The sequence below is a fragment of the Serratia sp. H1w genome, from assembly GCF_000633355.1.
Lineage (GTDB): Bacteria > Pseudomonadota > Gammaproteobacteria > Enterobacterales > Enterobacteriaceae > Chania.
Genome location: NZ_AYMQ01000119.1, coordinates 22,854 through 45,450 on the forward strand (window position 1 = coordinate 22,854; position 22,597 = coordinate 45,450).

Sequence of the window (22,597 nt, forward strand, 5' to 3'; positions counted from 1 at the left end):
CATGTTATGGCGCATGCTGCAACAGTCGTGGTATCGCAATCTCCGCAAAAAGTCGCTGGCGGTGATCACTATCTTTCTGGCGGCGGGCCTGGTTTCGGCCCTGCTGGCGGTCTCGATCGATATTGGCGACAAGATGGCCCGGGAGATGAAATCCTATGGGGCCAACATCCTGATCGAACCGGCCGGGCAGGCGACGTTGCCCTCGCTGTTCGGTGAGAAAAACAACCCGCTGGCCGGCCAGGATTTTCTCGACGAGGCCGAACTGCCCAATATCAAAGACATTTTCTGGCGCAATAACATCATCGGCTTTGCTCCGTTATTGAGTGGCGAGGTTAGCGTTCAGCAACGAGTGGTGCCGGTGTTGGGCACTTTCTTTGAGCAAAAGGTCGACGTACCGGATGAGGAAAACTATCAGACCGGCCAGAAGATTATCAGCCCGTATTGGCAGGTGACCGGCCAGTGGCCAGATGAAAGCGGCACGGCCAATCAGGCGCTGGTTGGCCAACAGCTGGCTCAGCAAAGCGGCTGGAAGATCGGTGACACCATTAATGTCAAAGGCCCAGGGGCGACGCTGGCCGTGACGATCAGCGGCATTCTGGCCAGCGGCGGCGATGAAGAACAGCAACTGGTACTGCCATTGGCGCAGGTGCAGAGCCTGCTGGGGCTGAAAGGCAAGGTGCAGGCTATTCGCGTCTCTGCCCTGACGGTGCCGGAGAACGAACTATCGCGCAAAGCCAGGGCCGATCTGGAATCCCTGGATGCGGAAGAGTATGACCTGTGGTATTGCACCGCGTACGTTTCGTCTATCGCTCATCAGTTGGAAGAGGCGATATCCGGCTCCGGCGTGCGCCCGATCTGGCAGGTGGCCGCCTCGGAAGGGATTGTGATTGAAAAGATCCAACTGCTGTTAGCGGTAGTGACGCTCGCTGCGCTCTTGGCCTCTGCCATGGGCATCGCTTCGTTGATGACCAGCAATATTATGGAGCGCACCAAAGAGATTGGCCTGATGAAAGCGCTGGGAGCCAGACAGTGGCAGATCATGATGCTGTTTTACCTGGAGGCGGCAATGAGCGGCGTTATTGGTGGCCTGCTCGGCTGCATTGCCGGTTGGGGATTGGCCAAGGGGGTCGGTTTAATGCTGTTCGGAGCGCCGCTGAGCTTTGCCTGGATTGTGGTGCCGTGCGTGCTGGTGTTGTCGGTGCTGATTGCGCTGGTGGGGACGTGGTTCCCGGCTCGTCGCATTGCTCATCTCTACCCGGTGGAGGTGCTGTATGGCCGTTAATGCCTCACAAAGTATGTTCTGGCGGCTGGTGTTCCGCGCGTTGCGCTTACGGATGCAACGAGTGGCGGTGGTGTTTGCTGCGTTGGCGGTAGGGGCGGCGATCGTCACCGCGATGTCGGCGGTGTATTTTGATATCAACGCCAAAATGAGCCAGGAGCTACGCACCTTCGGCGCCAACTTTTACGTTGGGCCGGGGATGGGCAATTCCATGCCGGAGAAGAGTTATCAGCAGATTGTCGATAATGCTCCGCCAGGACTGGTGACGGCCTACAGCCCCTATCTGTACGGTATGGCGCGTACCGAACTGGAAAAGGTCGTGGTGATGGGCGTGTGGTTCGAATCGCTCAAGCAGATCGTTCCTTACTGGCAGGTGACCGGCAACTGGATTGGCGTCAGCTTTGATGACCGTAATGCGATGATCGGCTACAAGCTGGCCAACCGCCTTGAACTCAAGGTGGGGGACTCGGTGGTGCTGGTGGAAGGCGAACAGAAGAAAAAATTGCAGATCAAAGGCATCGTCGAAGCCGGTGACGCCACGGATAACGTGCTGATAATCAACTTGCCGTTGGCCCAGAGCTGGCTGCATCAGCCGGATCTGATCAGCCATGCCTTGTTCAGCGTTAACAATGAACGCGGGCAGGTCGAGCAATTTGCCGAGCAACTGCAAAAAAGTTATCCCGACCTGGAAATCCGCCCGATCCGCAAGGTTTCGGCTTCCGAAGGCCAGGTACTGGACAAGATCAAAGGGCTGATGGGGCTGGTGTCGGTGGTGATTCTGGTGCTATCAACGCTGTGTGTAAATACCACCCTGATGGCGATCGTCAGCGAGCGGTCGCGAGAGTTTGCCTTACAAAAGGCGTTAGGGGCCAAAAGCAGCGATATCGTGCGCCAGATTATGGCCGAGACCTTGATTATCGCGCTGTTTGCCGTGGTGGTCGGCATTATTGCCGGTTATATCCTGGCTCAGGTGCTGGGGCATACCGTGTTCTCTGCCTCCATCGGGCTACGGATGCAGGTTATCCCACTGACGATCATTCTTTCATTGCTGGTTGCCCTGATAGCAGCCGCACTGCCAACCTATCGCGCCGTGAATATTGAGCCGGCTAAAGTGTTAAAAGGAGAGTAACGGTGACTCAACAGCAACCGACGAACGATCAGCAACTCTCACCCTGGGTGATTGAGACCCGCCATCTCTACAAGCGCTTTGGTCAGGTGGTGGCACTGGAGGATATCAACCTCAAGATCAAGCGCGGGGAATTTGTCGCCATTATGGGGGCTTCGGGTTCCGGCAAAACGACGCTGATGAATATCCTGACCTGCCTGGATACCGTCAGTGACGGCCAGGTGCTGCTGGATGGCGTAGACGCCGCCGGGCTGGATGAAGAAGGGCGCAGAGCCTTCCGCTCTGACAAAATTGGCCTGGTATTCCAGCAGTTCCACCTGATCCCGTTCCTGACCGCGTTGGAGAACGTCATGCTGGCTCAGCATTATCATAGCGTGGTGGATGAAGTGGCCGCTCGCAAGGTGTTGGATCAGGTTGGCTTGGGCCACCGCTTTGATCACCTGCCAAGCCAGCTTTCCGGTGGTGAACAGCAGCGGGTCTGTATCGCCCGGGCGTTGGTGAATGAGCCTCCGGTGATCTTTGCCGATGAACCGACGGGCAACCTGGACGAGCAAAACGAACAAATGGTCCTGGGCCTGCTAACCGAGCTGCACAAGCTGGGGCGCACTATTGTGATGGTCACTCACAACCCGGAACTGGGGAAGTTTGCCGATCGTATTGTCCGCTTGCAGCACGGCAAGTATCAGGGTGAGGAGCTTAATGCACAGGATGAGGTGGAGCATGTTGGCTAATGCCAAAAAGATCGGCGGTATCCTGTTAATCGGTGCCGCATTACTGCTGAACGGCTGTAAAGAAGAGAAGGCCGAAATCGGCGCTGCGGCCCCTGCGTTGGCGGCCTACGACTTGCAGGGCAACCAGGTTGCGCTGAGCCAATGGCAAGGCAAGCATATCTTCCTGAACTTCTGGGCCTCGAGCTGCGGTGGCTGCCTGGCCGAAATGCCCGCGCTGGAGAAGCTGAGCAAAGAGTTTGGCGATAGCATGGTGGTGGTGGGCATCAACACCGACAAGGATGAGATGAATATCCAGGCGTTGTTGGATGAGCGACAGGTGTCATTTCCCAACGTGCGTGACCAACTGGCAATCACCCAGGAGCGATATCAGGTTATCGGCACACCAACCGCCTACCTGATCGATCCGCAGGGCAAACTGATTGGGCAGTATGTGGGTATGTTGAAGGAAGCCGATCTTAAGACGATCTTTGAACAGACCAGACAGAAAGGCTGATTGCTTGCCATTATTTTCCCCTTATCCCAAAAAGGAGAGGGGGCCAGTTCAGCGTTGCGTAGGGGCGCTGCATGCTGCGCCCGTGTGAAGGCCAGGCGCAGGACTGATTGGTAGCACAGACGGTTCCCTCTCTTGGGGGAGAGGGTTAGGGTGAGGGCGATGAACTCTTCACTTACGGCAATGACCAAGCATACAACGGTAGAGTAATTAATGAACAAGCAACACATAGCGCTACTAGTGACGTTATTGGTAGGTGCCGGTCCGGCGATGGCCCAGACCCCTGAGGTGATCTATAAAAACAGCTGTGCCTCCTGCCATGGCCGCTATGGTGAAAAGAACGCGCTGGGTAAAGCCCGCCCGCTGAAAGACTTAAGTCAGCAGGAAATCGCAGAAGGTCTGCGAGCGCGCAAGGCGGGCGAAATCGTGGGGGCAGGCAATAAGGCTAAGGCTCGCCTCAGCGACGAGGATATCGCTGCGTTGTCGGCGTATGTGGTGACATTGAAGAAGTGAGTGTAACCTGTGCTGGAGCATGGTTTGCCTTTGTCCATTACTAGGAGAGTGTTAATGCCAATGCGTATGCTTCATGACCTCTTGCTTGGGTACAAAGGAGAGAACTGCTATGTCGAAATCCTTATGCCTTGGCTTAAAGAAAATCAGAGTGAAGTTGGTTGGTTATGTTCATTGTCACAAAGGGCTGTAACGTCGATTCCAAAAGCAACGGATGAAGAATTGTGGCGCTTATATGCGTTAAGTCGGGTATTGGAATTGCTTGCACTACATTTTCAAAAAGGTGATGGAACGGATTGGCCTGGCCCTGAGATTTCTCGCCAACAGTTTGATCTCTTTGCTGAAAGTTTGGGGATTCGTGTTGAGTATCTAGCTAATTATCATCCGTTTTCGCATGAAGTCGTCGAGCTAATTCCCATTTCAAACCGTTTCCCGCAAATTATTCAACATCACTGGGCCGGGCTAATGTTGGGGAATATGCGAATGTTGAGAGCGGGTGTTACTCTCTCAGCTTCTCCTACAGTATTGCGTCCAGGTATTGCTGATTCCTCAACGCTGTATTGGGCTTATCGTAGGAAGAACAGGCCTTATCAAGACTTGTCACAAGGCTGGGGAAGCAATTCTTCATGGCGAACAAGATTTCGCCGTGATTATAAGATTGAGAATACACTTTATTTTAATGTTGATGGAACAGAGGACTTGATGCTGATCCCTCCTGAATTACTCGATGATGCAGGATTGAACAAAGAGGAAAGAGTCGAATTACTGGTGAATCGTTCATTTGTTATAACAGATAAGGCACATGATGATCTTTGGCCGTATGATGACAAGTTTATATGTCCTTTTCTTCCTGAGTAAAGTCAATAATGTAGGTATAAACGCTCATAAGTTTTTTTGTTGGGCGTAACCTATTGGAGGTGACGGTAAGACTGTTGCATTGATGTTATCCAATGCTAAGATTAGTATCTCCTGAGATAACCTCGTTGATTTAATCATTGTCCCTCGGACTATATGATTACGCCGAGGAAGTGAATTTGCAGCGTGGTATTCCGAACATCTTGCGGGAAATTGGCATAACTGAGCAACTTCGATTTATCGTGAGCTGTGCTAATCGAAACCTTGCCCATTATTATCATTGCTTATTGAATGATCAAGGTGAAGTTTTTCAGTGGTTGCTTGAAATAGATGGCTCCATGCTCATCAACCCTGTCGAGTAAAATTATCTTTGATATTCCAACGGCGATGTCACCTTCGTTAGAAGAAAGTTGAACCTTGATACAATCCCCGCGTGCATAACCCGTCGTCCTGACGACCAAATTCAGATCGACATAGTGTTTGACCTCATTGGTTGTGACTCGTTGATTGTCATCCCCTTGAGTCCAGTAGATTTCCTCCACTTTCCCATTGGGTTTATGCGTTTCTTCACAGGTTGCATAGACGAAAGCGGTGCTTTTTGACTCTGATGATGGAAAGCCTGAGCTTTGCGGTTCAGCCCTCGCTTCGTTATTGGAATCCTGCTGTTTCTGTGAAACATCTTCCTGCTTGATGGGGGGCGCAGCGTTGGCCAAAGAGAGGGTTGTGCCCAGCACCATCGCAAGCAGGCAATGGGAAAATGTCATTATCTTATCCATGATTAATGCCCATAATCACCCCTTCAAGTAGGAAGGGGTGGCAGTTTGCTCGACATATGGAGCACAAAATCACTCGCATTGCCCATGGTTGATTCTAGTCAGCGGAAGGTTGATGTCAAAGATTTTCAAATGGATATCTTTAGCCCCCATCGCCTCGGCCCGTTTCACATGGTGTTCGGCATATTGTTCGGCAAACGCCCGGCTCTCGAAAAAGTAAATCCCACCCGCCTCGCCGGTAAGCGCATTCTCAGTCCAAATCTTTGAGATGAAACCCGGTTCCTGATTGATGCTTTCTGCCAGCGTTACTGCATTTTTGGACAGAGTTGCGCCAAGCTGATCGGCGGGAAAACTGAAATCAATCTGTAAAATGACACTCATGTCGTTATCCTTTTTGTCGTGGGTGTTGGTGTTGGAAACCTGGCTATTCCGTGCTGCGTTCTGCAACCTCGGGTAACTGAGCGTTGAGGCGGTTGAGCAACGTCTCGGCAGTCACGTAACCCGTGGCGAGCAGAGCTATTTCCCCATGCTGTTCCAGCAACAAGGTGGGGAAAGAGCGAACCCCCCATTGGCGGCAGCGCACAAAATCCTGGTTTACCGCCTCTCTGGCACGTTGTGAGGTAAAGGTTTGGCAAAACTCGTCGAAGGGCAGGCCAACCTGCTCGCAGATGTCATGATAAAACGACTCGGTTTTGGGGTCTTGTCCGTGGACATAGAACTTATATTGAGTTGCTGCCAGAAACGCCAAAGCCGCCGCGGAAGGCAACCCGCGATCTGCCAGTAGCAGAGAGACCGTTACTACCGCCCGGCAGGCCGGTTCGGTATCGTAGTTGAATTGCGCTTGTTCCAGCAGGCTGAAGCCAAACGGCTGGCCGGTTGTCGCCTGGATATGGCTCCATTCTTCCCTCAGGAAGGTTTTGAATGCCGAGTTCCAGGCATCGCCACCGCCAGCACGCAAGCCGCCCGTGGTCATCATAAAACTCAGGCCGCGTTGATCGCAAAATTCAGCCAGTTGCTTCACCACCGGTGAAATGCCCCAGCACCAGGAGCACATCGGATCGCCGACGTAGCGAATAACGACATTGCTGGAAGCGGTTGGCTGCCGTTGTGTAGCAGTGGGCTCATCAGGCAGCAGACAACTGCCGGTTATGGGATCGCATTGCATCATGATGGAAACTCCGGGCTCCGTGAGATCGCGATCTCCATGATATTTGACAGCGAAAATTAATAAATAGACTATAAAAGCTAACTCTGTTCAATATTTGTGAACAAATGGACAAACTTGCAGCCATGGCCACTTTTGTCAAAGTGGTTGAAACCGGGAGTTTCACCCGTGCGGCGATCGCCATGGGGCTTCCCAAAGCGCGGATATCCCAGCGTATCAGCGATCTTGAACGCGTCTTGAGCGTGCGCCTGTTACATCGAACCACCCGGGCGCTGAGCCTGACGGAGGACGGCAGCGCCTATTTCGAGCGCTGCCAGCAAATTCTGGCGGAAATTGATGAGTTGGAAGGAGGGCTCATTGGCGGAGTGACAACGCCGAGCGGCAAGATCCGCATTGAGGCTTTGGCCTCGATTGCCCGCTGGATCCTCGCGCCCAGACTGCATGACTTTCAGGCTCGGTTTCCGGGGATTGTGGTGCGGCTTGGCAGCAGCGATCGCATCAGTAATTTATTCGAAGAAGGTATCGATTGTGCCATCCGTGGCGGGATACTGGAAGATTCGACGCTGGTGGCCAGGCACGTTTGCGATGTGCAGATGGGCCTGTATGCTTCAGCCGCTTACCTGCGCTCGGCGCGGTCTATCAAGCATCCTGCAGATCTTCAGCATCATCGATGGGTTGGTGGTTTTGGTACTCAACGCGGTACGCAGCTTACCTGGCATCTTCAATCCGCAAACCAGAGCATGGCGGTGTCAGGCAACAGCAGTTTGCTGGTCGAAGATCCCGATGTGGCCATCAGTGCCTGCCTTGCTGGAGCGGGGATCTGTTCTGGAGCCCCCTTCGCGGTAGAAAATTATGTGCAGCGTGGCCTTTTGCAACCGGTGCTGCCCGAGTGGCACTTTGCGCCACGGCCAATTCATATTATCTACCCCACGGGCAAGCATTTGTCGGTTCGGGTGAGAAGCTTTGTCGATTGGTCATGCGAGCTGATGAAAACCCATCCGCTGTTGGCGATGACACCGTTGGAGCTGGCAAAATCACCACGGTCTCGCCAGTAATAAAGCGGTGGAGGGTATTGCTACACCCCCACCGCATAATCGCAGGTCAGTGAAGTTTTTTGCCATCAACAATGATGTGGTGCGTGCTGCGTGCCTTCGGATGGATGAAGAAATGCCCTTCCTGAGCCGTTTCCGTATTGATTGGTACCAGCGTGATATTTTTCGCACCAGCAGCTTTGTTATGCACTGCGTAAATAATGAACGGGATGGCCAGCACCACCAGGAAACAAACGACCAGTAAACCGGCATAGACGTCGTTAGATTCGCCACCCGGTAATCCGGAAGGTGGGAAGAAGGAGACGACAAATGCCACCAGAGAGGTCAGCAACCCAATGACCGCCACTGCAATTTTAACCCCGTTGCCTCCTGGTATATTGAAGGTGCGTTTGTTATTCGGCTGTTTGCGGATCAGTTGGATATAAGCCAGGAATAACAGGAAATAGCTGCAGAGATAAATCACCACCGTCAACGCCAATGCAATCAGGAACGACATGTTATTGCCGCCGCCGGTATTGGTTAGCACAATCAGTGCCACCGAGGTGATGATCAACTGAGAAATCACCAGCGCAACCGGTACGCCATTCTGGTTCATTTTGGCAAAGCGGGCAGGCAGGATCCCTTGTTGTGCCGTTACTAACATCCCCCGGGAAGGGCCGACTATCCATGCCGCGATCTCAGCCAGCACGCCCAACAGTAACAGCGCAGCGATGACGCGGATCGCCCATTCAAGACCCGTACCCAAGTGATTGATCAGTACCGTGAAGGTTTGCATCACGCCCGCAGAGAGGTTGATTTGCTCATGGGGTATCACGGCGGCAATAGACAGCCCTCCTACTGAACTCAGGCAGATCGCCGCAACCATCAACAGCAGCATGGCGAGCGGATAGTCCCGACCCGGGTTCTTCATTTCATTGACGTGGGTTGCAGACGCTTCCACCCCCATATAGCTCAGGATGAAGGCCACAAACACTACCAAGGTGCTCATGCTGGTGAAGTCGGGGAAGAAGGTGGCGGCATTCATTTCAATCGCAATGGGAGCACCAGAGCGCAGATAGCTGACGGCCAGGATCACCAGAATTGCCGCTGGCAACAGGATACCGGCAAAAAAACCAATCTTGGCGATGCGCGCGGTATTTTTGGTGCCACCGAACTGAGTCAAGGCCAGGCCCCATAAAATAATCAGCGCGGCGACGGTTTTAACCAGTGGATCGTTGTTCAGCGCCGGCCAGGCAAGAATGTAGGACAGTGCCCCCAACACAAAGTAGAGCATAGGAATAAAGCCTATCGCGATTTGCAAATAGCCAAACGAAATAGCAGCAAAACCCCATCTCTCGCCAAGGGTTTTAGAAACCCAGGTAAATACTCCCCCCTCTTCCCAGCCTTCGACCGTCGCCATTTCGGCGGCACACAACCCAACTGGAATGAACCAAAGAAAGCCGCCAACAATCAGGAAAAAGATCAGTGAAAAACCGGAGGTTGCAAACGTTGGGTATTCGTAAACCGCCATTACCATGGACGCCGTTATAGCAAAAAAACCCAGTAGCGTGAGTTGTTTTGGCGCGGCTAGTGTTTGTGTGGTAGCCATGACAAGTCTCCAGAAATAAGCGAACAAGCCTTCTGATGGTGAAGAGAGTGGTGGGTGCTTGCCACTCTCTTGACATGTCAGATCAGGGTCAGCCGTGGTTGAAACCGGCTGCTTCATCTTCTGAAAGGGGATTAACCACCGGATGACTTTCGAAATGCTCGAGTGCGCGTTTCAGGTCATCAAGCAACAGACAGCCCAGGTCAAAACTCACCCCGTGGCGAACCAGAATACGCTGGATCACCAGATCTTCCCGATTAGCTGGCATGGAGTAGGCTGGCACTTGCCAGCCGCGCGAACGTAATTTGTCGGCGAGGTCATACAGCGTGTAGCCACCGATGTTGGCACCTGCCTTCAGCTTCCAGGCCAGTGCCGGAATGCCTTTGCTGCTGTCGCCATCAAACAGGATTTCAAAGGGACCGAGCTTGCCGATCTCATCTGCAAGATACTGGGCCGTGGCATAGCAGGCGTTATGCACTTTGGCGTAGCCTTCGCGGCCAAGGCGTAAGAAGTTGTAGTATTGAGCGATAATCTGCCCTCCAGGGCGCGAGAAGTTCAGCGCAAAGGTAGGCATATTGCCGCCAAGATAGTTGACGTTAAAAATAAGTTCTTCTGGCAGATCCGCCGCTTCACGCCAAACCACCCAACCGGCACCAAGAGGGGCCAAGCCGAATTTGTGCCCTGAGGTATTGATGGATTTTACGCGCGGCAGGCGGAAATCCCATTCCACTTCAGGGGCACAGAATGGGGCGAGAAAGCCACCACTGGCACCGTCGACATGGATGGGAATGTCCAGCCCGGTATCTTGCTGGAGCTTGTCGAGCGCATCGCTGACCGCTTTGACGGGCTCATACTGGCAGGTAAAGGTCACGCCCAGGGTGGGGACGACACCAATGGTGTTTTCATCAACTCGCTTCAGGACTTCCTCTGGGGTCATGATCAACCGTTCGCCTTCCAGCGGGACCTCTCGCAGTTCCACATCGAAGTAACGGGCAAATTTGTGCCAGCAAATTTGCACTGGCCCGCAGATCATATTGGGCTTATCGGTTGATAGACCCTGCGCGGCACGCTTTTTGCGCCACTGCCATTTCAACGCCAGCCCACCCAACATCGCCGCTTCTGACGAACCGATGGTGGAACAGCCCAGTGTGGTGCCCGGCGACGGTGATTTCCACAAGTCGGCCAGCATACGCACGCAGCGAGCTTCAATTTCGGCCGTTTGCGGGTACTCGTCTTTATCAATCATGTTCTTGTCGATGGAGAGATCCATCAAATCACGAATTTCGTCATCAACCCAGGTCTGACAGAATGTCGCCAGGTTTTGCCTTGAGTTACCATCCAGCATTAACTCATCACGAATAGCATTAAATACGTGGCGCGGATTACGTTCTTCGGCAGGAAATTCAGATTTCGGCAAAGATAGGGCCAGATCTATAGAGGAATAAACATCATCATTTTCGTTACTGTTATTTAATTGACTATTTTTGCTCATGACAACCCTCATAATATTTATTTTTCAATACGCTAGGCGGGAGCATGCCAAACTGCCATCCTGTGAGTTGCAACCGCTTTTGGTCTTGATTTTAAGTCTAGGACAGGTTGTCGCAAAAATAAAATTCATTCTAAAACAAGCTGTTTGTTAATCATGGGCTTGGCAGTATTTCAGTTTATATCATTGAAAATAAACAACATATTTAATTAATAAATTTTTGTGATGACGGAGGGGAGAATGCTGGTGTCGACTTTACTCTCGTTGCGTTAATCATTATTAATGGGAATTATCTTTTTAATAGCAAGAAATAGCTTTTAATTTTGCTGGCGAGTGGTTGGTTCATCCGCATATGAAATTATTGTAAATTAACGTATTGTAAGGATTTCGTTCTACAATTACTCTAAACTAGACCTGCAGTTATCCGTTAAATCGGTGTGATTTTGATCAGGAGTGATGTTTTATGCAGCTAAATCTCGTGAACCCGCCCGCCTGCGAACATTCCGAGGCTTGCCTCTGCCATAGCCCGGCGTTTTTACGCATTAATACGGTGCTCACCCGTCAGGCAGCGAAAGCTCCACCGATAACGTCAGCAACGGTCGCAGCGGCAATACCGGCAGGGCAATCACCGCATGCCAGTGCAACAGCCAGCGCGGCACAGCTGAAAGCCTTTATCAACGTACGCATTTTTGACGGTGTTTCTGACCAGTTGCGCGAAGGGTTACAGGTCATCGTTGAAGGCAACAAAATCAAATCAATCGAACCCGCGGATACGCCTCTGCCGCCAGAGGCAACGCTGATAGATGGTAATGGCGGCGTACTGATGCCCGGCCTGATTGACGCACACTGGCATGCCATCATGGCTCGCCCTTCCATGATGACGGCGATGACCGCCGATTTTAACTATATCCAGGCGCTGGCGATTGCCGAAGCGCAGGCCACGCTGTTGCGTGGGTTCACCACGGTTCGCGATATGGGCGGGCCGGTATTTGGCCTGAAACGCGCGATTGACGAACAGATTACGGTGGGCCCGCGCATTTATCCGTCTGGAGCCTTCATTTCCCAGACCGGCGGCCACGGGGATTTTCGCATGCTCAGCGATGTTCCACGCGCCCCTGGAGACTCCCTGAGCTATATCGAGCGGGTGGGAATAACCGCCATTGCCGATGGTGCCGATCAGGTATTGCTGCGCGCCAGGGAGCAACTGATGAGGGGCGCTTCCCAGATCAAATTTATGGCCGGTGGTGGTGTCGCTTCACTCTATGATGGCATCGACGTGACCGAAGGTTCCGTGCCAGAAATCCAGGCTGCGGTGACCGCTGCGGAAAATTGGGGGACCTACGTGACCGTTCACGCCTATACCGCCCGTGCCGTTACCATGGCAATCAAAGGTGGGGTGAAATGTATTGAACATGGTCAACTGGTGGATGAGCAGACCGTGGAGTTAATGGCGCAACAAAACCTGTGGTGGTGCCTGCAACCCTTCCTGGACGACGAGGATGCCGTACCGATGGCTAATCCGGCCTCACGCGCCAAGCAACTGGTGATGTCCGCCGGGACGGATAACGCTTACCAATTAGCGAAAAAGCACCAGATTAAAACCGCTTGGGGAACCGACACGCTGTTCGATGCCCGGCTTGCTACGCGCCAGGGGGCTCAACTCTCCAAGCTGATCCGCTGGTACACGCCTCTCGAAATTCTGAAGATGGCAACCAGCGTGAATGCCGAGCTCTGCGCGCTTTCCGGCCCGCGCAATCCCTATCCCGAGAAGTTGGGGGTAATTGAAGCAGGGGCTCTGGCGGATATGATTATTGTCGATGGCGATCCGCTAATGGATATTCAATTGATCGCCAAGCCCGAAGGGGCGTTCCAGATGATCATGAAGAATGGGCAAATCTATAAAAATACGCTGAAAAACAGTGCAGTTTAGCATCACACCGCATTGCGGTTTTGGGAGATAAAATGGCAAGCGCAAACACCTTTTGTCAGCGCCAGAGGCCTGTTTTTTTTCGTGCGGGGATCAGGCGTTATGGGGCGTTGGCTTTACTACTGGCAAGCACCTTTGGCCTCATCGGCTGTCGTGACTTTGGTGCGCCAGCCTTCTCTTTGTTCGGTTCCTATTTCCCTTCCTGGCTAGCCTGCGCAGGGATTGGGATTATTGTTGCGATAGTGGCTCGGGTGCTGCTGATTTTGGCGGGAATTGACGAAGTCCTGCCGTGGCGATTATTCGTCTATACGTGCCTGGCACTCGCCGTAGCATTTATGTCATCGCTATTATTTTAAGTGCGCTAAAAAATGAACCAGTTAAAACCACAGGGCAATAAACGCCGGATAGCGATCGTCATCGCGGGAGTTATCGTTATAGCTGCCGCTATTTCAGGGTGGCTGTCGCTGCGTCATCATTCGTTAAACCCCACGTCGGAAGATACGGTCATCGGTGCCAACGTGGTGAATGTCAGCAGCTCCGTACCTGGGCGTATCCAGTCAATTAATGTGGCAGAGAACGGCAAGGCCAAACGGGGCGAGGTGATGTTCACTCTCGATCCCACGTTGTACCGTTTGCGGGTCGAGCAGGCACGGGCAGAACTGCAAATGGCGCAAGCTGCCTGGGATACGCAGCACCGTACGATGATCGCAGAACAGTCTAATGCGGCGATCACCGATGAGCAGGTCAACCGGGCGCGGGCTAACCTCAAGCTTGCCTCCCAGACGCTGGCGCGTATTCAGCCACTGTTGGGCAAAGGTTATGTCACTGCCCAACAGGTTGACGATGCTCAAACCGCCAAACACGATGCGGAAATCAGCCTGAAACAGGCACTGAAGCAAACCGTCGCTTCGCAGGCTTTAATCAGCAGCGCTGCGGAGTCTGAGGCTTTGCTCAGCGCGCGTCGCGCCGCACTGGCTATCGCTGAAAAAGAGCTGGAAAATACTCAGATACGAGCACCGCACGATGGCTTGGTGGTTGGGCTTAACGTTTCTGCGGGGGAATACGTGATCCCGGATCAGGCGGTATTTACGCTGATTAATAGTGAACGCTGGCACGCTACGGCGCTGTTTCGCGAAACGGAGTTGGCACACATTAAACCGGGGGACTGCGCCACGGTCTATGTCATGGCCGATCGTCAACGTGCGCTTCAAGGCAAAGTAGAAGGTATTGGCTGGGGGATAAGTTCCGAGGATCTGTTTAACATTCCACGTAATCTGCCTTATGTGCCGAAATCGCTGAACTGGGTGCGGGTTGAACAGCGCTTCCCAGTGCGGATCATCTTGCAAGATCCTCCAGCGGAGTTGATGCGAATTGGTGCCAGCGCGGTGGCGATAATACGTGATGACCATGGTTGCTGACGGTTCTTGGGGCAGAATGCTGCGCCAGGTCAGGCGCGACTTGGCCTACTTCCCTGGCCGATTGGCGATGGCCTGGCGGGTCGGTGCTCTGTGCGCGCTAATGACGCTGGTTGCCATGCAGTATGGCATTCCAGAATCAGCGATTAGCTGCTATCTGATTTTGTTCGTGATGAAGCCAGACGCTGCCGAAAGTATGGCGATGGGCATTGCGGTAACCCTGCTGGTTTCCGTAGTGGTGGGGCTGATCTTGCTGATCCTGCCCTATACGCTGGAGTCTGCGCCGTTGCGCATGGCGGTGCTGGTGCTTAGCTCTTTCGCCTTTCTCTGGCTAGGCTCGGCGAGCAAGCTCGGGCCGGTGGGCAGCATTATTGCGTTGGTGATCGCTTTTATCATGTCGCTGCTTGGCGATGCTCCGAATGGTGAGTTAGCGGTACGTGCGGTGCTGTATGCCTGGCTGATGGCTGCGACACCGATGCTGCTGTTGGTGGCTTTTAATCTCTTTATCGGGGGGCCACCCTGGAAATTGTTACGCGCGAGCCTGGCGGAACGTTTAGAGGTTGCTGGTGCGGCATTACGTCAGCCGGATGCCGTCAACCTGCGTAAAGTGGCGGAGTTAATCCGGGAAGGACAGAGCGAACATCAACAGCGCGCTATGCTGGTGCGTATTTTCCATCTGCGCCCTGCCGCAGAAGCCGCCTGGTTAACCGCTGCTGTCAACGGTAGCTATCGGTTGCTGTTGGTCATTTCAGCCCTCAATAAAACCACACCGGCGTCAGAGCAGGCGGACTGGTGCCATTGTGCCGCCCAGGCCATTTCACAGGGCAGGCGCTTGCAACACCCGCGTTTAACCAACGTGGGGAAAATGATGAAATCACCCGCGCATTGGTGCAACTTGCTACGCCAGATGGCACGCCAGACAGCAGCGCTCCAAAAGCCTCGTTTTTTGCCGCCGACGCCTTTACCAATCCGGTTCACCAGCAGTTTGCCTTAAAGACCACCGCCGCCAGCGTTATCTGTTATCTCGTCTATACCGCACTGGACTGGCAGGACATTCACACCGCCATGATCACCTGTTATGTGGCCGCACTCGGCACCGCGGGGGAGACGGTACACAAACTGACGTTGCGCATCGTGGGCTGTTTGATAGGCGCATTGATGGGCGTGCTTTCGTTGATTTTTATTGTCCCGTCGCTGACCGATATCGGCCAGTTAATGGTGCTGGTGTTCGGCGCATTGCTGCTCAGTGCCTGGGTATCGAGTGGAAATGAGCGCATTGCCTATGCGGGCATACAAATCGGGCTGGCATTTTTACTGACCGTGCTACATGGCTTTAGTCCGAGTACCGATTTGGGCGTCGCGCTCGACAGGGTGCTCGGGATCCTGCTGGGGAATCTGGTGGTGTATTTGATATTCACTTATCTGTGGCCCGTCGCCATTGCCGATTTTGTCCGCACCCGTATCCGTAGCCTGCTCGCAGGGCTAAGCAGCCTGGCCGCGCTGTCGCCAACTGACTCGCCAGCAGCGATAAGGCAGGCGGCAGCGGTTGAAGAAGAACTCACTCAGGCGCGGGAGGCGCTAAGGCTGGTGCCTTTTGAGCCAAGCTCGCTACGCCCGTCCCCTGAAGAGTACCGGCGTTTGCAGGACATCCTTGGTGAAATGGAAAACCTCTGCCCGGCGCTGTTTTTACCCTTTGAAAAAAACGCCTCCGATGTGGAGCGACTTAACCAACTCTCCTCAGGTGAAAGGGCTGTTAGCCCCTTGAAACCAGCAGGGGACACTCGGGCAGCAGCATTGCCGGTTGAACTTGAGATGCAAAAAAGTATCACACGACTTGAGGAACTTCTGGGATGAAGCCGCGTACCAAGACCTGCAAACTTACAACGCTTGGCACTGTGGCGGTGCTGTTTTTATTAGCTGGTTGTGCCACGGACTCGTTGGAGTTGGCTCCGGTGAGCCCTTCGTCTCCCTGGTCACCAGACGGTATCCGCAGTAATGAATTTGTGATTCCGGCCAACCCGGCGGTGGCGGAACTCCCAGCACCACCTGCGATCAACCAGCAGCAGACCTACCAGTTACCAGAGCTTATCAACATCGCCCAGATGCAAAACCCCGATACCCGCATTGCCTGGCAGCAGGCGCGGCAGGCAGCTCTGGGCGTGGGTATGGCCGAAGCGACTTTTCTGCCGATGATTTCAGCCAGCGTGATCGGTGGCTATCAAAGCACGCGAACGCCGTTACCTTATGATATCGGCGACCAACACGATCTGGACACCTCCGGCAGTGCCGTAGTTCCTGCGCTGGCGTTGCAGTGGTTAATCTTCGATTTTGGCCAGCGCAATGCCTTGCAACAGGCGGCCAAGCACACATCCTATGCCGCCAACGTGGCGTTTAACGGTATGCATCAAAAGATTATCTATGATGTCACGCGCAGCTATTACCAATATGGTGCAGCGCAATCACGCCGCAAAATAGCGCAGGAGACGCTGAGCAATAGCCAGAAAATTCTCGATGCTGCCCTGGCGCGAAACAAAAATGGCGTCGCGACCACGGTGGAAGTGGCACAGGCCCGCCAGCAGGTCGCGCAGTCGGAACTGAATCGCGTTGTGGCGCAGGGTACGGAACGTGATGCATGGCAGGCCTTGCTGGCAGCCATGGGCATCTCTGCTTCATCACAAATCAAAGTTGGCTATGCAGAAGATAAATCCCTGCCACAGACGGCCAGTGCGCCAACCCAACAGATGATTAAGCTGGCGCTGTCCCAGCGGCCAGATGTGCTGGCAACTTATGCCACAGCTCAGGCCGCCACCGCAGGTATCAAGGCGGCAGAGGCGGACTTTTTGCCGAAGGTCTACCTGGCCAGTGCGATCGCGGGGGGAGATGGACGCTTTGATATGCAGGGATTGCCACCGATTGGCCCGCAAACTTCCTCCTCCAGCATTATCCTGGGCGTTAGCGTACCGCTTTACGATGGCGGATTACGGGCCGCCCGCGTAAAAGAGGCCGAATCACGCGCTGCCGTAGCAAACGAGACCTTCCAAAAGACGCAGGAGGCGGCGGTTCGAGAAATCATAGTGGCTGCTGATACGTTGCAATCCGCGTTAGAAGCCAACCAGGCAGCATTGAACCTGGTAAAAACGGCGTTTATTACCTACGACGCCGCGCTGGAATCTTATCGGAACGGGGTAGGGACCATCACCGTGGCCAATGAGGCAGCTAATGGCCTGCTCTATGCGCAACAGATGAGTACCGATGCTCATGCCGCTGCATTGATTGCGGCGGCTAATCTGGCCTTTGTTATGGGCAGGATGACTCATGTTGAGTCGGAGTAATTCAGGGTTAGCGAACTTAAGGAAAAAATCATGGCATCTCCATTCTCGGCACTGATCATCGGTGCGTCACGCGGAATAGGTTTAGGCATTGTCAGGCAGCTATCCATACAGGGCTGGCAGGTGGTTGCAACCTGTCGCGGTGCAGTGCCTGTCGATAGTCCTGCTGACACGCAATGGCTGAAGTTGGATATCAATCATCAGGCTGAAAGGACCGCTTTGAAAGAAAGGCTGTTGTCGCAACAGTTCGATCTTATCTTTATCAACGCAGGTGTTTATGGGCCAGACCATCAGGACATTGCCTTGGTGAACGATGATGAGCTGGTTGAACTGTTTATGACAAATGCCTTTTCCCCGGTCCGCTGTGCGGCAGCGCTAATACCGCTGGTTAAACCGAAAATCGGTGTGATGGCGTTGATGACGTCAGAGTTAAGCAGTTTAAATGAGAACGCCGCTGCGACCTATCCGTTGTATGCCGCCAGCAAGGCCGCAATGAATATGCTAACCCGTGGATTGCATGACACCGCCGAGCAGCGGGAGCTGACTTTACTGTCGGTGCATCCGGGCTGGGTACAGACGGATATGGGCGGTGTGAATGCCCCGCTGACTGTCGAAGAAAGTTGTTCTGGGATTGTGAACCAGGTTCTGGTCTGGCGCGGTAAAGGTGGGCACCGCTTTATTGACTATTCGGGTAAGGTATTATGTTGGTAGCGGGGGGCTTAAATCATTTATTGTGATGATTGTGAGTTTGGGCGCAGCATGCGGCGCTCTTAGGTGTTTTGATTCGTACTTAATCTGGCAGCTTTCTCAGTCCAATCAGAGCTGAGCGTCAGTTTAGTGCCAGAAGCGGGCGTTGCAAACATCACGGTGTATTAATCATCTGGTAAACCGGGAATGAGTGCCCTTCAGGCTGTTCTGCCTGAATATTCAATTCATCACCAGTAACGGCTTAGCCGAACGTCCGGGTTCACGATAGAAGCATATTGCTTCCTTCCATGAAGTAACCGGATACCGAACAGAATCACTGTACATGCTGGTATTCAGTAATGGCCAGATTTCAGAAAACAGAGAATGCCATTGCCGACTGTTTAGGCCATCTAGATAATTGCGAAGATGGAACCAACGGACTAACGGTCGGGGATGTTGCTGCTTGAAAGGGATACCGGATAACAAGCCGTAACAAACAAACGTGGATGACTCAGGAAGTTGTTGCAGGATCGCTGTGGCCAGTTCTCCCCCCGTGGCGTCGAAAACAAGATCGGATTCAGAGGCGAAACGTCTGATGGCTCCGGCGTCTTTTTGGCTGACAGATGTGATACCACATGCGGCCAGTCTGGTGGCATGGGCCGTTGAACGATGAATACCTGTCACTGATCTCGCTCCTAACCGTATCGCCCACTGTCCCAGAAGAAGTCCACAGTCAGAACCTGCGGCAGTAAGGAGAACACGCTTACCTTCAGGTACGTATAATCGAAGCATCATCAGCGCAGCCACAGGATTAATATAAGCTCGTGCTGCCAGATCACTAGGGATCCAGTCAGACACCGGAATGGCAAACTCAGATCGGCAATCAACAAAAGACTGCCATGTTCCTTGTCCCCGGAGCGGCAAAACACGTTTCCCCACCAGATGAGACCATGATTCCGGTGCAGCGATGACCTCACCCACACCTTCATACCCAGCCACCAACGGCGGTACAACACGATGCCCGTATGCCCCAGTGATAGGGGTCAGATCGGAGGCATTCATGGGAGAAAATTGCATTCTGACCCGCATGAACCCGGGTGTAAGTAATCCCACTGGAGCCGTTTCTAGTTCAAGCGTTTGCTCCGGAATGCCGAAATAACGGTACCAGATGGCTATATTATTCATTCTTAATCCCCTCCCGCTTGAGCAACGACAAAGCCAAGTAGTATAGCGGATGACTGGTGGCCAACTACCAGTCAGTCTGCTTGTAATGCAGTAAGAAGCAGGCTGTAGAGTTTTCTTGTCAAGATGGTTAACCACCTCGCAGGCGCATTCCGGAATTGAGCAGGGAAGAGTGTGGGTTGCTGAGGCCGCGCTAAAAAGCAAAACGCCCGCTCAAGTTTCCTTAAGCAGGCGTCTTTAATATGGCTCCTCTGACTGGACTCGAACCAGTGACATACGGATTAACAGTCCGCCGTTCTACCGACTGAACTACAGAGGAATCGTGTGAACGAGGCGAATAATAGCGAGGCGTTTTAGGTTTGTCAAAGCACTAAAGTGAGGAAAAAGTGCGTTTGCTGCCAGATTGAGCAGATTGGCTCGTTTTTCGGCACTTTGCTTTGGCAATCAACGTCGCAGCATGCAGCGCATCAACAATATGAGCACTTAAAGAATGCCTGTAGTCCAAATTTAAGTGGTACACCGACCGATTGCAGTAAACCATCTGGCTATAGCCAGCTTTTGCCGGTAATGACAGAACCTTAAGTCACTCTATCGTTAAATGATCTCAGTAAAGTCTCGATCATCGATTATAAACTCATCAGGAAAGAGCTTAGTGCCATCTGTCGGGATAAGGCCCATCATGAAAGACAAAATTATTTTCCTATTTTTCACCAATTTGTGATCGCTATTGGTTTTTTTATCTCTCATGTTTTTGGCCTGTTGTTTCTTTAAAAATTGATATTAATCAATTATATATGATGGCCATGTGAGTTGTGAGCGATTTTTTTTAAGATTAATCTATGTTACTCTAGTGGACAATCTATGCTGAGAGGGGTATTCAGGCCAGCACGGCGCTTGTCAATGCTTGCTTTATTACTCTATGCTACGCCAAGCCATTTTTGTCACGGTAAACCACGCCGTTCCTTTGTTTCCCGGAGTTTTTTAGCAATGAAAAAAACAATCGCAATCGCCACATTGTGTGTGTTGCTGGCAGGGTGCCAGACTGCGAAAACCAAACCGACAACCGCTGCCGGTGTACCTGCTCCAACACCAGTCACACCTAGCGCTACCGTTACGCAGCCAACTCCACCGATGGCTTCCGTCGGTACCGATGACATCATGTACCCATGCATGAAAGAGCTGAACGCTCTGCAACAGGTTAGCCCGCGGTTGTATCAAACCCGTAGCGTAGAGTTGAACGATATCGTGACGCAGGCCAAGCTTTATATGCGCGTTCGTGACAACGTCAGTCCTGCAATCCATCAAATCATGGATGCCGGTTACCAGTTCCGTATCGCTAAAACCTGTAACGCTATTAGCACTGACCTGACCAACGCCTTGATCGCGCGCGTGGTAGGTTCTTAACTCTACTCCCTATTCAGATGTTCCGGGAATACAAGGTTTAGTTACAGAACGCTCTCTTCGGGGGGCGTTTTTGTTTTCTGTTCATCGAAAGAGCACCGCATATGCACCAATAAAGTGCGTCTATGGCCCGCAAGAAAACTCTCTTCATTCCTCTCAGAAGCTTTTTGCCTGCTAAAACCAGTGACCATCCTCATTTTCCGGCTGAGATCGTCAGCAAATCGGGGCGATTTTTGTATGCGCCGTCACAATGGCTAGATTTTTGCTTAGTTAAATGCGGGTAAATCGGTTGCGCTCTCGCGCAAATTATTTTCCCCGACTACACATAAAGTGACAGCTCCACCACGTCGATACCCGCCGTCCTGCGATCTGCAACCGACCGGGCTTAAGGTGTTTCGCTAAAACAGTGCTGAGGAATGCAAAATGTCATTGAGAGTGATAAAAACCCCGCTTGCTGCTCTGCTTATTGGTTGTTTTAGTACGGCTTTTTCCGCTCATGCCGATATCGTGATCGGCGTTGCCGGGCCATTCTCTGGCCCTAATGCCACCTATGGGGATCAATACTGGCGTGGGGCCTCGCAGGCTGCCGCCGATATCAATGCGGCCGGAGGGATTAAAGGGGAAAAAATCAAACTGGTACAAGGCGATGATGCCTGTGAACCGAAGCAGGCGGTGTCAGTCGCCAACCGCCTGGTCGATCAGGATCATGTTGCCGCCGTGGTCGGGCACTTCTGCTCATCTTCTACCATGCCTGCTTCCGAGGTGTATGACGAGGCGGGGATCATTGCCATCACGCCCGGATCGACTAACCCGCAAATTACCGAACGTGGCATGAATAATATGTTCCGTATGTGTGGCCGTGACGATCAGCAAGGGGTGATTGCCACCAACTACATGCTCGATACCCTGAAAGCGAAAAAGATTGCCGTCATCCACGATAAAGACACCTATGGTCAAGGGCTGGCTGACGCCGCCAAGGCAGAGATGAATAAACGTGGCGTGAAGGAAGTGATGTACGAAGGGCTGTCACGCGGTGAGAAAGACTTTAACGCCCTGGTGACCAAAATCGCTTCGGTTAATCCAGACGTGGTCTACTTCGGCGGTTGCCACCCAGAGGCGGGTCCGCTGGTACGCCAGATGCGTGAGCAGGGTGTGCAAGCCAAATTCTTCTCCGGCGACTGTATTGTCACCGAGGAACTGGTCACGGCGGCCGGTGGGCCACAGTATACCAAGGGCGTACTGATGACCTTCGGTAACGATCCCCGCCAGATCCCTGAAGGGAAAGCGGTGATCGCCAAGTTCCGCGCCAGCGGGTTTGAGCCGGAAGGCTACACGCTGTACTCCTACGCCTCGATCCAGGCTATCGCTGCGGCGTTCAACGCTACCGGGGGGAAAGACAGCGCCAAGGCCAGCGAGTGGCTGAAGTCTCACGATGTGGATACCGTGATGGGTAAGAAAGCCTGGGATAAAAAAGGTGACCTGAAAGTATCAGACTACGTGGTCTACCAATGGGATGACAAAGGCAAATATCACCAGCTGTGATGTAAAGATCAACGGATCCGAGCGTGCGGCGGATCCGTTCCTAAATCCCCTTTGGGCCG

Annotated in this window: 20 protein-coding genes, 1 tRNA gene and 1 pseudogene; 15 read left to right on the plus strand and 7 right to left on the minus strand. The window is 52.9% G+C overall.

Features of this window, described 5'->3' with window-relative positions; translation table 11 throughout:
- Nucleotide 1: 1 nt before the first annotated feature.
- The 6 genes from U869_RS0125195 to U869_RS30205 all read left to right on the plus strand — a co-directional run bounded on the left by U869_RS0125195 (nt 2) and on the right by U869_RS30205 (nt 4,994).
- The gene (locus U869_RS0125195) at nt 2-1,282 is read left to right on the plus strand and encodes an ABC transporter permease (protein WP_025120563.1); all 1,281 of its coding nucleotides are present in this window, start codon (nt 2-4) and stop codon (nt 1,280-1,282) included.
- A gap of 13 nt (nt 1,283-1,295) precedes the next feature.
- Nucleotides 1,296-2,408 (plus strand): ABC transporter permease, encoded by a 1,113-nt coding sequence (locus U869_RS0125200; protein WP_025120564.1) that lies wholly within the window; start codon nt 1,296-1,298, stop codon nt 2,406-2,408.
- A gap of 2 nt (nt 2,409-2,410) precedes the next feature.
- On the plus strand, nt 2,411-3,136 hold the full coding sequence (locus tag U869_RS0125205; RefSeq protein WP_025120565.1) for an ABC transporter ATP-binding protein: 726 nt from the start codon (nt 2,411-2,413) through the stop codon (nt 3,134-3,136).
- The gene (locus U869_RS0125210; RefSeq protein ID WP_029987473.1) at nt 3,126-3,629 is read left to right on the plus strand and encodes a TlpA disulfide reductase family protein; all 504 of its coding nucleotides are present in this window, start codon (nt 3,126-3,128) and stop codon (nt 3,627-3,629) included. Before U869_RS0125205 ends, U869_RS0125210 begins: the two co-directional genes overlap by 11 nt.
- A gap of 210 nt (nt 3,630-3,839) precedes the next feature.
- Nucleotides 3,840-4,139, plus strand: a complete 300-nt coding sequence (locus tag U869_RS0125215; protein WP_029987475.1) for a c-type cytochrome — start codon at nt 3,840-3,842, stop codon at nt 4,137-4,139.
- 54 nt (nt 4,140-4,193) lie between these two features.
- On the plus strand, nt 4,194-4,994 hold the full coding sequence (locus U869_RS30205) for a hypothetical protein (protein WP_025120568.1): 801 nt from the start codon (nt 4,194-4,196) through the stop codon (nt 4,992-4,994).
- A 281-nt stretch (nt 4,995-5,275) separates the two neighbouring features.
- On the opposite strand, the gene U869_RS30210 is transcribed toward U869_RS30205, so the two are convergent.
- The 3 genes from U869_RS30210 to U869_RS0125235 all read right to left on the minus strand — a co-directional run bounded on the left by U869_RS30210 (nt 5,276) and on the right by U869_RS0125235 (nt 6,932).
- Complete coding sequence (locus tag U869_RS30210) at nt 5,276-5,767, minus strand: hypothetical protein (RefSeq protein WP_051590101.1); 492 nt, start codon at nt 5,765-5,767, stop codon at nt 5,276-5,278.
- 69 nt (nt 5,768-5,836) lie between these two features.
- Nucleotides 5,837-6,145 (minus strand): monooxygenase, encoded by a 309-nt coding sequence (locus U869_RS0125230; protein ID WP_025120569.1) that lies wholly within the window; start codon nt 6,143-6,145, stop codon nt 5,837-5,839.
- A gap of 43 nt (nt 6,146-6,188) precedes the next feature.
- Nucleotides 6,189-6,932, minus strand: coding sequence for a DsbA family protein (locus U869_RS0125235; RefSeq protein ID WP_025120570.1), 744 nt, complete (start codon nt 6,930-6,932; stop codon nt 6,189-6,191).
- A 104-nt stretch (nt 6,933-7,036) separates the two neighbouring features.
- On the opposite strand from U869_RS0125235, the gene U869_RS0125240 reads away from it, so the two are divergent.
- Nucleotides 7,037-7,984 carry a LysR family transcriptional regulator gene (locus U869_RS0125240; protein ID WP_025120571.1) on the plus strand — a complete coding sequence of 316 codons (948 nt, stop codon included), beginning with the start codon at nt 7,037-7,039 and terminating at the stop codon, nt 7,982-7,984.
- 46 nt (nt 7,985-8,030) lie between these two features.
- On the opposite strand, the gene gadC is transcribed toward U869_RS0125240, so the two are convergent.
- Nucleotides 8,031-9,569 (minus strand): glutamate:gamma-aminobutyrate antiporter, encoded by a 1,539-nt coding sequence (gene gadC / locus U869_RS0125245; RefSeq protein WP_025120572.1) that lies wholly within the window; start codon nt 9,567-9,569, stop codon nt 8,031-8,033.
- A gap of 88 nt (nt 9,570-9,657) precedes the next feature.
- Nucleotides 9,658-11,058, minus strand: coding sequence for a glutamate decarboxylase (locus tag U869_RS0125250; protein ID WP_025120573.1), 1,401 nt, complete (start codon nt 11,056-11,058; stop codon nt 9,658-9,660).
- Between the two features lie 460 nt (nt 11,059-11,518).
- Here U869_RS0125250 and U869_RS0125255 point away from each other — a divergent pair, with 460 nt between their 5' ends.
- From U869_RS0125255 to U869_RS0125280, 6 genes and pseudogenes are all read left to right on the plus strand, one after another.
- Nucleotides 11,519-12,985 (plus strand): amidohydrolase family protein, encoded by a 1,467-nt coding sequence (locus tag U869_RS0125255; protein WP_025120574.1) that lies wholly within the window; start codon nt 11,519-11,521, stop codon nt 12,983-12,985.
- A 32-nt stretch (nt 12,986-13,017) separates the two neighbouring features.
- Nucleotides 13,018-13,338 (plus strand): YtcA family lipoprotein, encoded by a 321-nt coding sequence (locus tag U869_RS29690; RefSeq protein ID WP_081795966.1) that lies wholly within the window; start codon nt 13,018-13,020, stop codon nt 13,336-13,338.
- A 12-nt stretch (nt 13,339-13,350) separates the two neighbouring features.
- Entirely contained in the window at nt 13,351-14,400 is a 1,050-nt protein-coding gene (mdtN, locus tag U869_RS0125265; protein ID WP_025120576.1) for a multidrug transporter subunit MdtN, read from the plus strand.
- Nucleotides 14,384-16,251, plus strand: a pseudogene (locus tag U869_RS29695) (FUSC family protein). Before mdtN ends, U869_RS29695 begins: the two are co-directional and overlap by 17 nt.
- On the plus strand, nt 16,248-17,729 hold the full coding sequence (locus U869_RS0125275; protein ID WP_025120577.1) for a TolC family protein: 1,482 nt from the start codon (nt 16,248-16,250) through the stop codon (nt 17,727-17,729). Before U869_RS29695 ends, U869_RS0125275 begins: the two are co-directional and overlap by 4 nt.
- 30 nt (nt 17,730-17,759) lie before the next feature.
- Entirely contained in the window at nt 17,760-18,437 is a 678-nt protein-coding gene (locus U869_RS0125280) for an SDR family oxidoreductase (RefSeq protein ID WP_025120578.1), read from the plus strand.
- Between the two features lie 216 nt (nt 18,438-18,653).
- On the opposite strand, the gene U869_RS0125285 is transcribed toward U869_RS0125280, so the two are convergent.
- Nucleotides 18,654-19,598 carry a zinc-dependent alcohol dehydrogenase family protein gene (locus U869_RS0125285; protein ID WP_025120579.1) on the minus strand — a complete coding sequence of 315 codons (945 nt, stop codon included), beginning with the start codon at nt 19,596-19,598 and terminating at the stop codon, nt 18,654-18,656.
- Nucleotides 19,599-19,838: 240 nt separating this feature from the next.
- Nucleotides 19,839-19,914 (minus strand) — tRNA-Asn (locus U869_RS0125290).
- Between the two features lie 668 nt (nt 19,915-20,582).
- On the opposite strand from U869_RS0125290, the gene U869_RS0125300 reads away from it, so the two are divergent.
- The gene (locus tag U869_RS0125300) at nt 20,583-20,999 is read left to right on the plus strand and encodes a hypothetical protein (RefSeq protein ID WP_157834765.1); all 417 of its coding nucleotides are present in this window, start codon (nt 20,583-20,585) and stop codon (nt 20,997-20,999) included.
- Between the two features lie 420 nt (nt 21,000-21,419).
- Nucleotides 21,420-22,538, plus strand: a complete 1,119-nt coding sequence (locus U869_RS0125305) for a branched-chain amino acid ABC transporter substrate-binding protein (RefSeq protein WP_025120581.1) — start codon at nt 21,420-21,422, stop codon at nt 22,536-22,538.
- The last annotated feature ends 59 nt before the right edge of the window (nt 22,539-22,597 follow it).

What these genes read in the sequence shown, in the direction of transcription:
- U869_RS0125195 (WP_025120563.1), top strand. Translation starts at nt 2, where the DNA reads ATGTTATGGCGCATGCTGCAACAGTCGTGGTATCGCAATCTCCGCAAA.
- U869_RS0125200 (WP_025120564.1), top strand. Translation starts at nt 1,296, where the DNA reads ATGTTCTGGCGGCTGGTGTTCCGCGCGTTGCGCTTACGGATGCAACGA.
- U869_RS0125210 (WP_029987473.1), top strand. Translation starts at nt 3,126, where the DNA reads ATGTTGGCTAATGCCAAAAAGATCGGCGGTATCCTGTTAATCGGTGCC.
- U869_RS0125215 (WP_029987475.1), top strand. Translation starts at nt 3,840, where the DNA reads ATGAACAAGCAACACATAGCGCTACTAGTGACGTTATTGGTAGGTGCC.
- U869_RS30205 (WP_025120568.1), top strand. Translation starts at nt 4,194, where the DNA reads ATGCCAATGCGTATGCTTCATGACCTCTTGCTTGGGTACAAAGGAGAG.
- U869_RS30210 (WP_051590101.1), bottom strand. Translation starts at nt 5,767, where the DNA reads ATGGATAAGATAATGACATTTTCCCATTGCCTGCTTGCGATGGTGCTG.
- U869_RS0125230 (WP_025120569.1), bottom strand. Translation starts at nt 6,145, where the DNA reads ATGAGTGTCATTTTACAGATTGATTTCAGTTTTCCCGCCGATCAGCTT.
- U869_RS0125235 (WP_025120570.1), bottom strand. Translation starts at nt 6,932, where the DNA reads ATGATGCAATGCGATCCCATAACCGGCAGTTGTCTGCTGCCTGATGAG.
- U869_RS0125240 (WP_025120571.1), top strand. Translation starts at nt 7,037, where the DNA reads ATGGACAAACTTGCAGCCATGGCCACTTTTGTCAAAGTGGTTGAAACC.
- gadC (WP_025120572.1), bottom strand. Translation starts at nt 9,569, where the DNA reads ATGGCTACCACACAAACACTAGCCGCGCCAAAACAACTCACGCTACTG.
- U869_RS0125250 (WP_025120573.1), bottom strand. Translation starts at nt 11,058, where the DNA reads ATGAGCAAAAATAGTCAATTAAATAACAGTAACGAAAATGATGATGTT.
- U869_RS0125255 (WP_025120574.1), top strand. Translation starts at nt 11,519, where the DNA reads ATGCAGCTAAATCTCGTGAACCCGCCCGCCTGCGAACATTCCGAGGCT.
- U869_RS29690 (WP_081795966.1), top strand. Translation starts at nt 13,018, where the DNA reads ATGGCAAGCGCAAACACCTTTTGTCAGCGCCAGAGGCCTGTTTTTTTT.
- mdtN (WP_025120576.1), top strand. Translation starts at nt 13,351, where the DNA reads ATGAACCAGTTAAAACCACAGGGCAATAAACGCCGGATAGCGATCGTC.
- U869_RS0125275 (WP_025120577.1), top strand. Translation starts at nt 16,248, where the DNA reads ATGAAGCCGCGTACCAAGACCTGCAAACTTACAACGCTTGGCACTGTG.
- U869_RS0125280 (WP_025120578.1), top strand. Translation starts at nt 17,760, where the DNA reads ATGGCATCTCCATTCTCGGCACTGATCATCGGTGCGTCACGCGGAATA.
- U869_RS0125285 (WP_025120579.1), bottom strand. Translation starts at nt 19,598, where the DNA reads ATGAATAATATAGCCATCTGGTACCGTTATTTCGGCATTCCGGAGCAA.
- U869_RS0125300 (WP_157834765.1), top strand. Translation starts at nt 20,583, where the DNA reads ATGAAAAAAACAATCGCAATCGCCACATTGTGTGTGTTGCTGGCAGGG.
- U869_RS0125305 (WP_025120581.1), top strand. Translation starts at nt 21,420, where the DNA reads ATGTCATTGAGAGTGATAAAAACCCCGCTTGCTGCTCTGCTTATTGGT.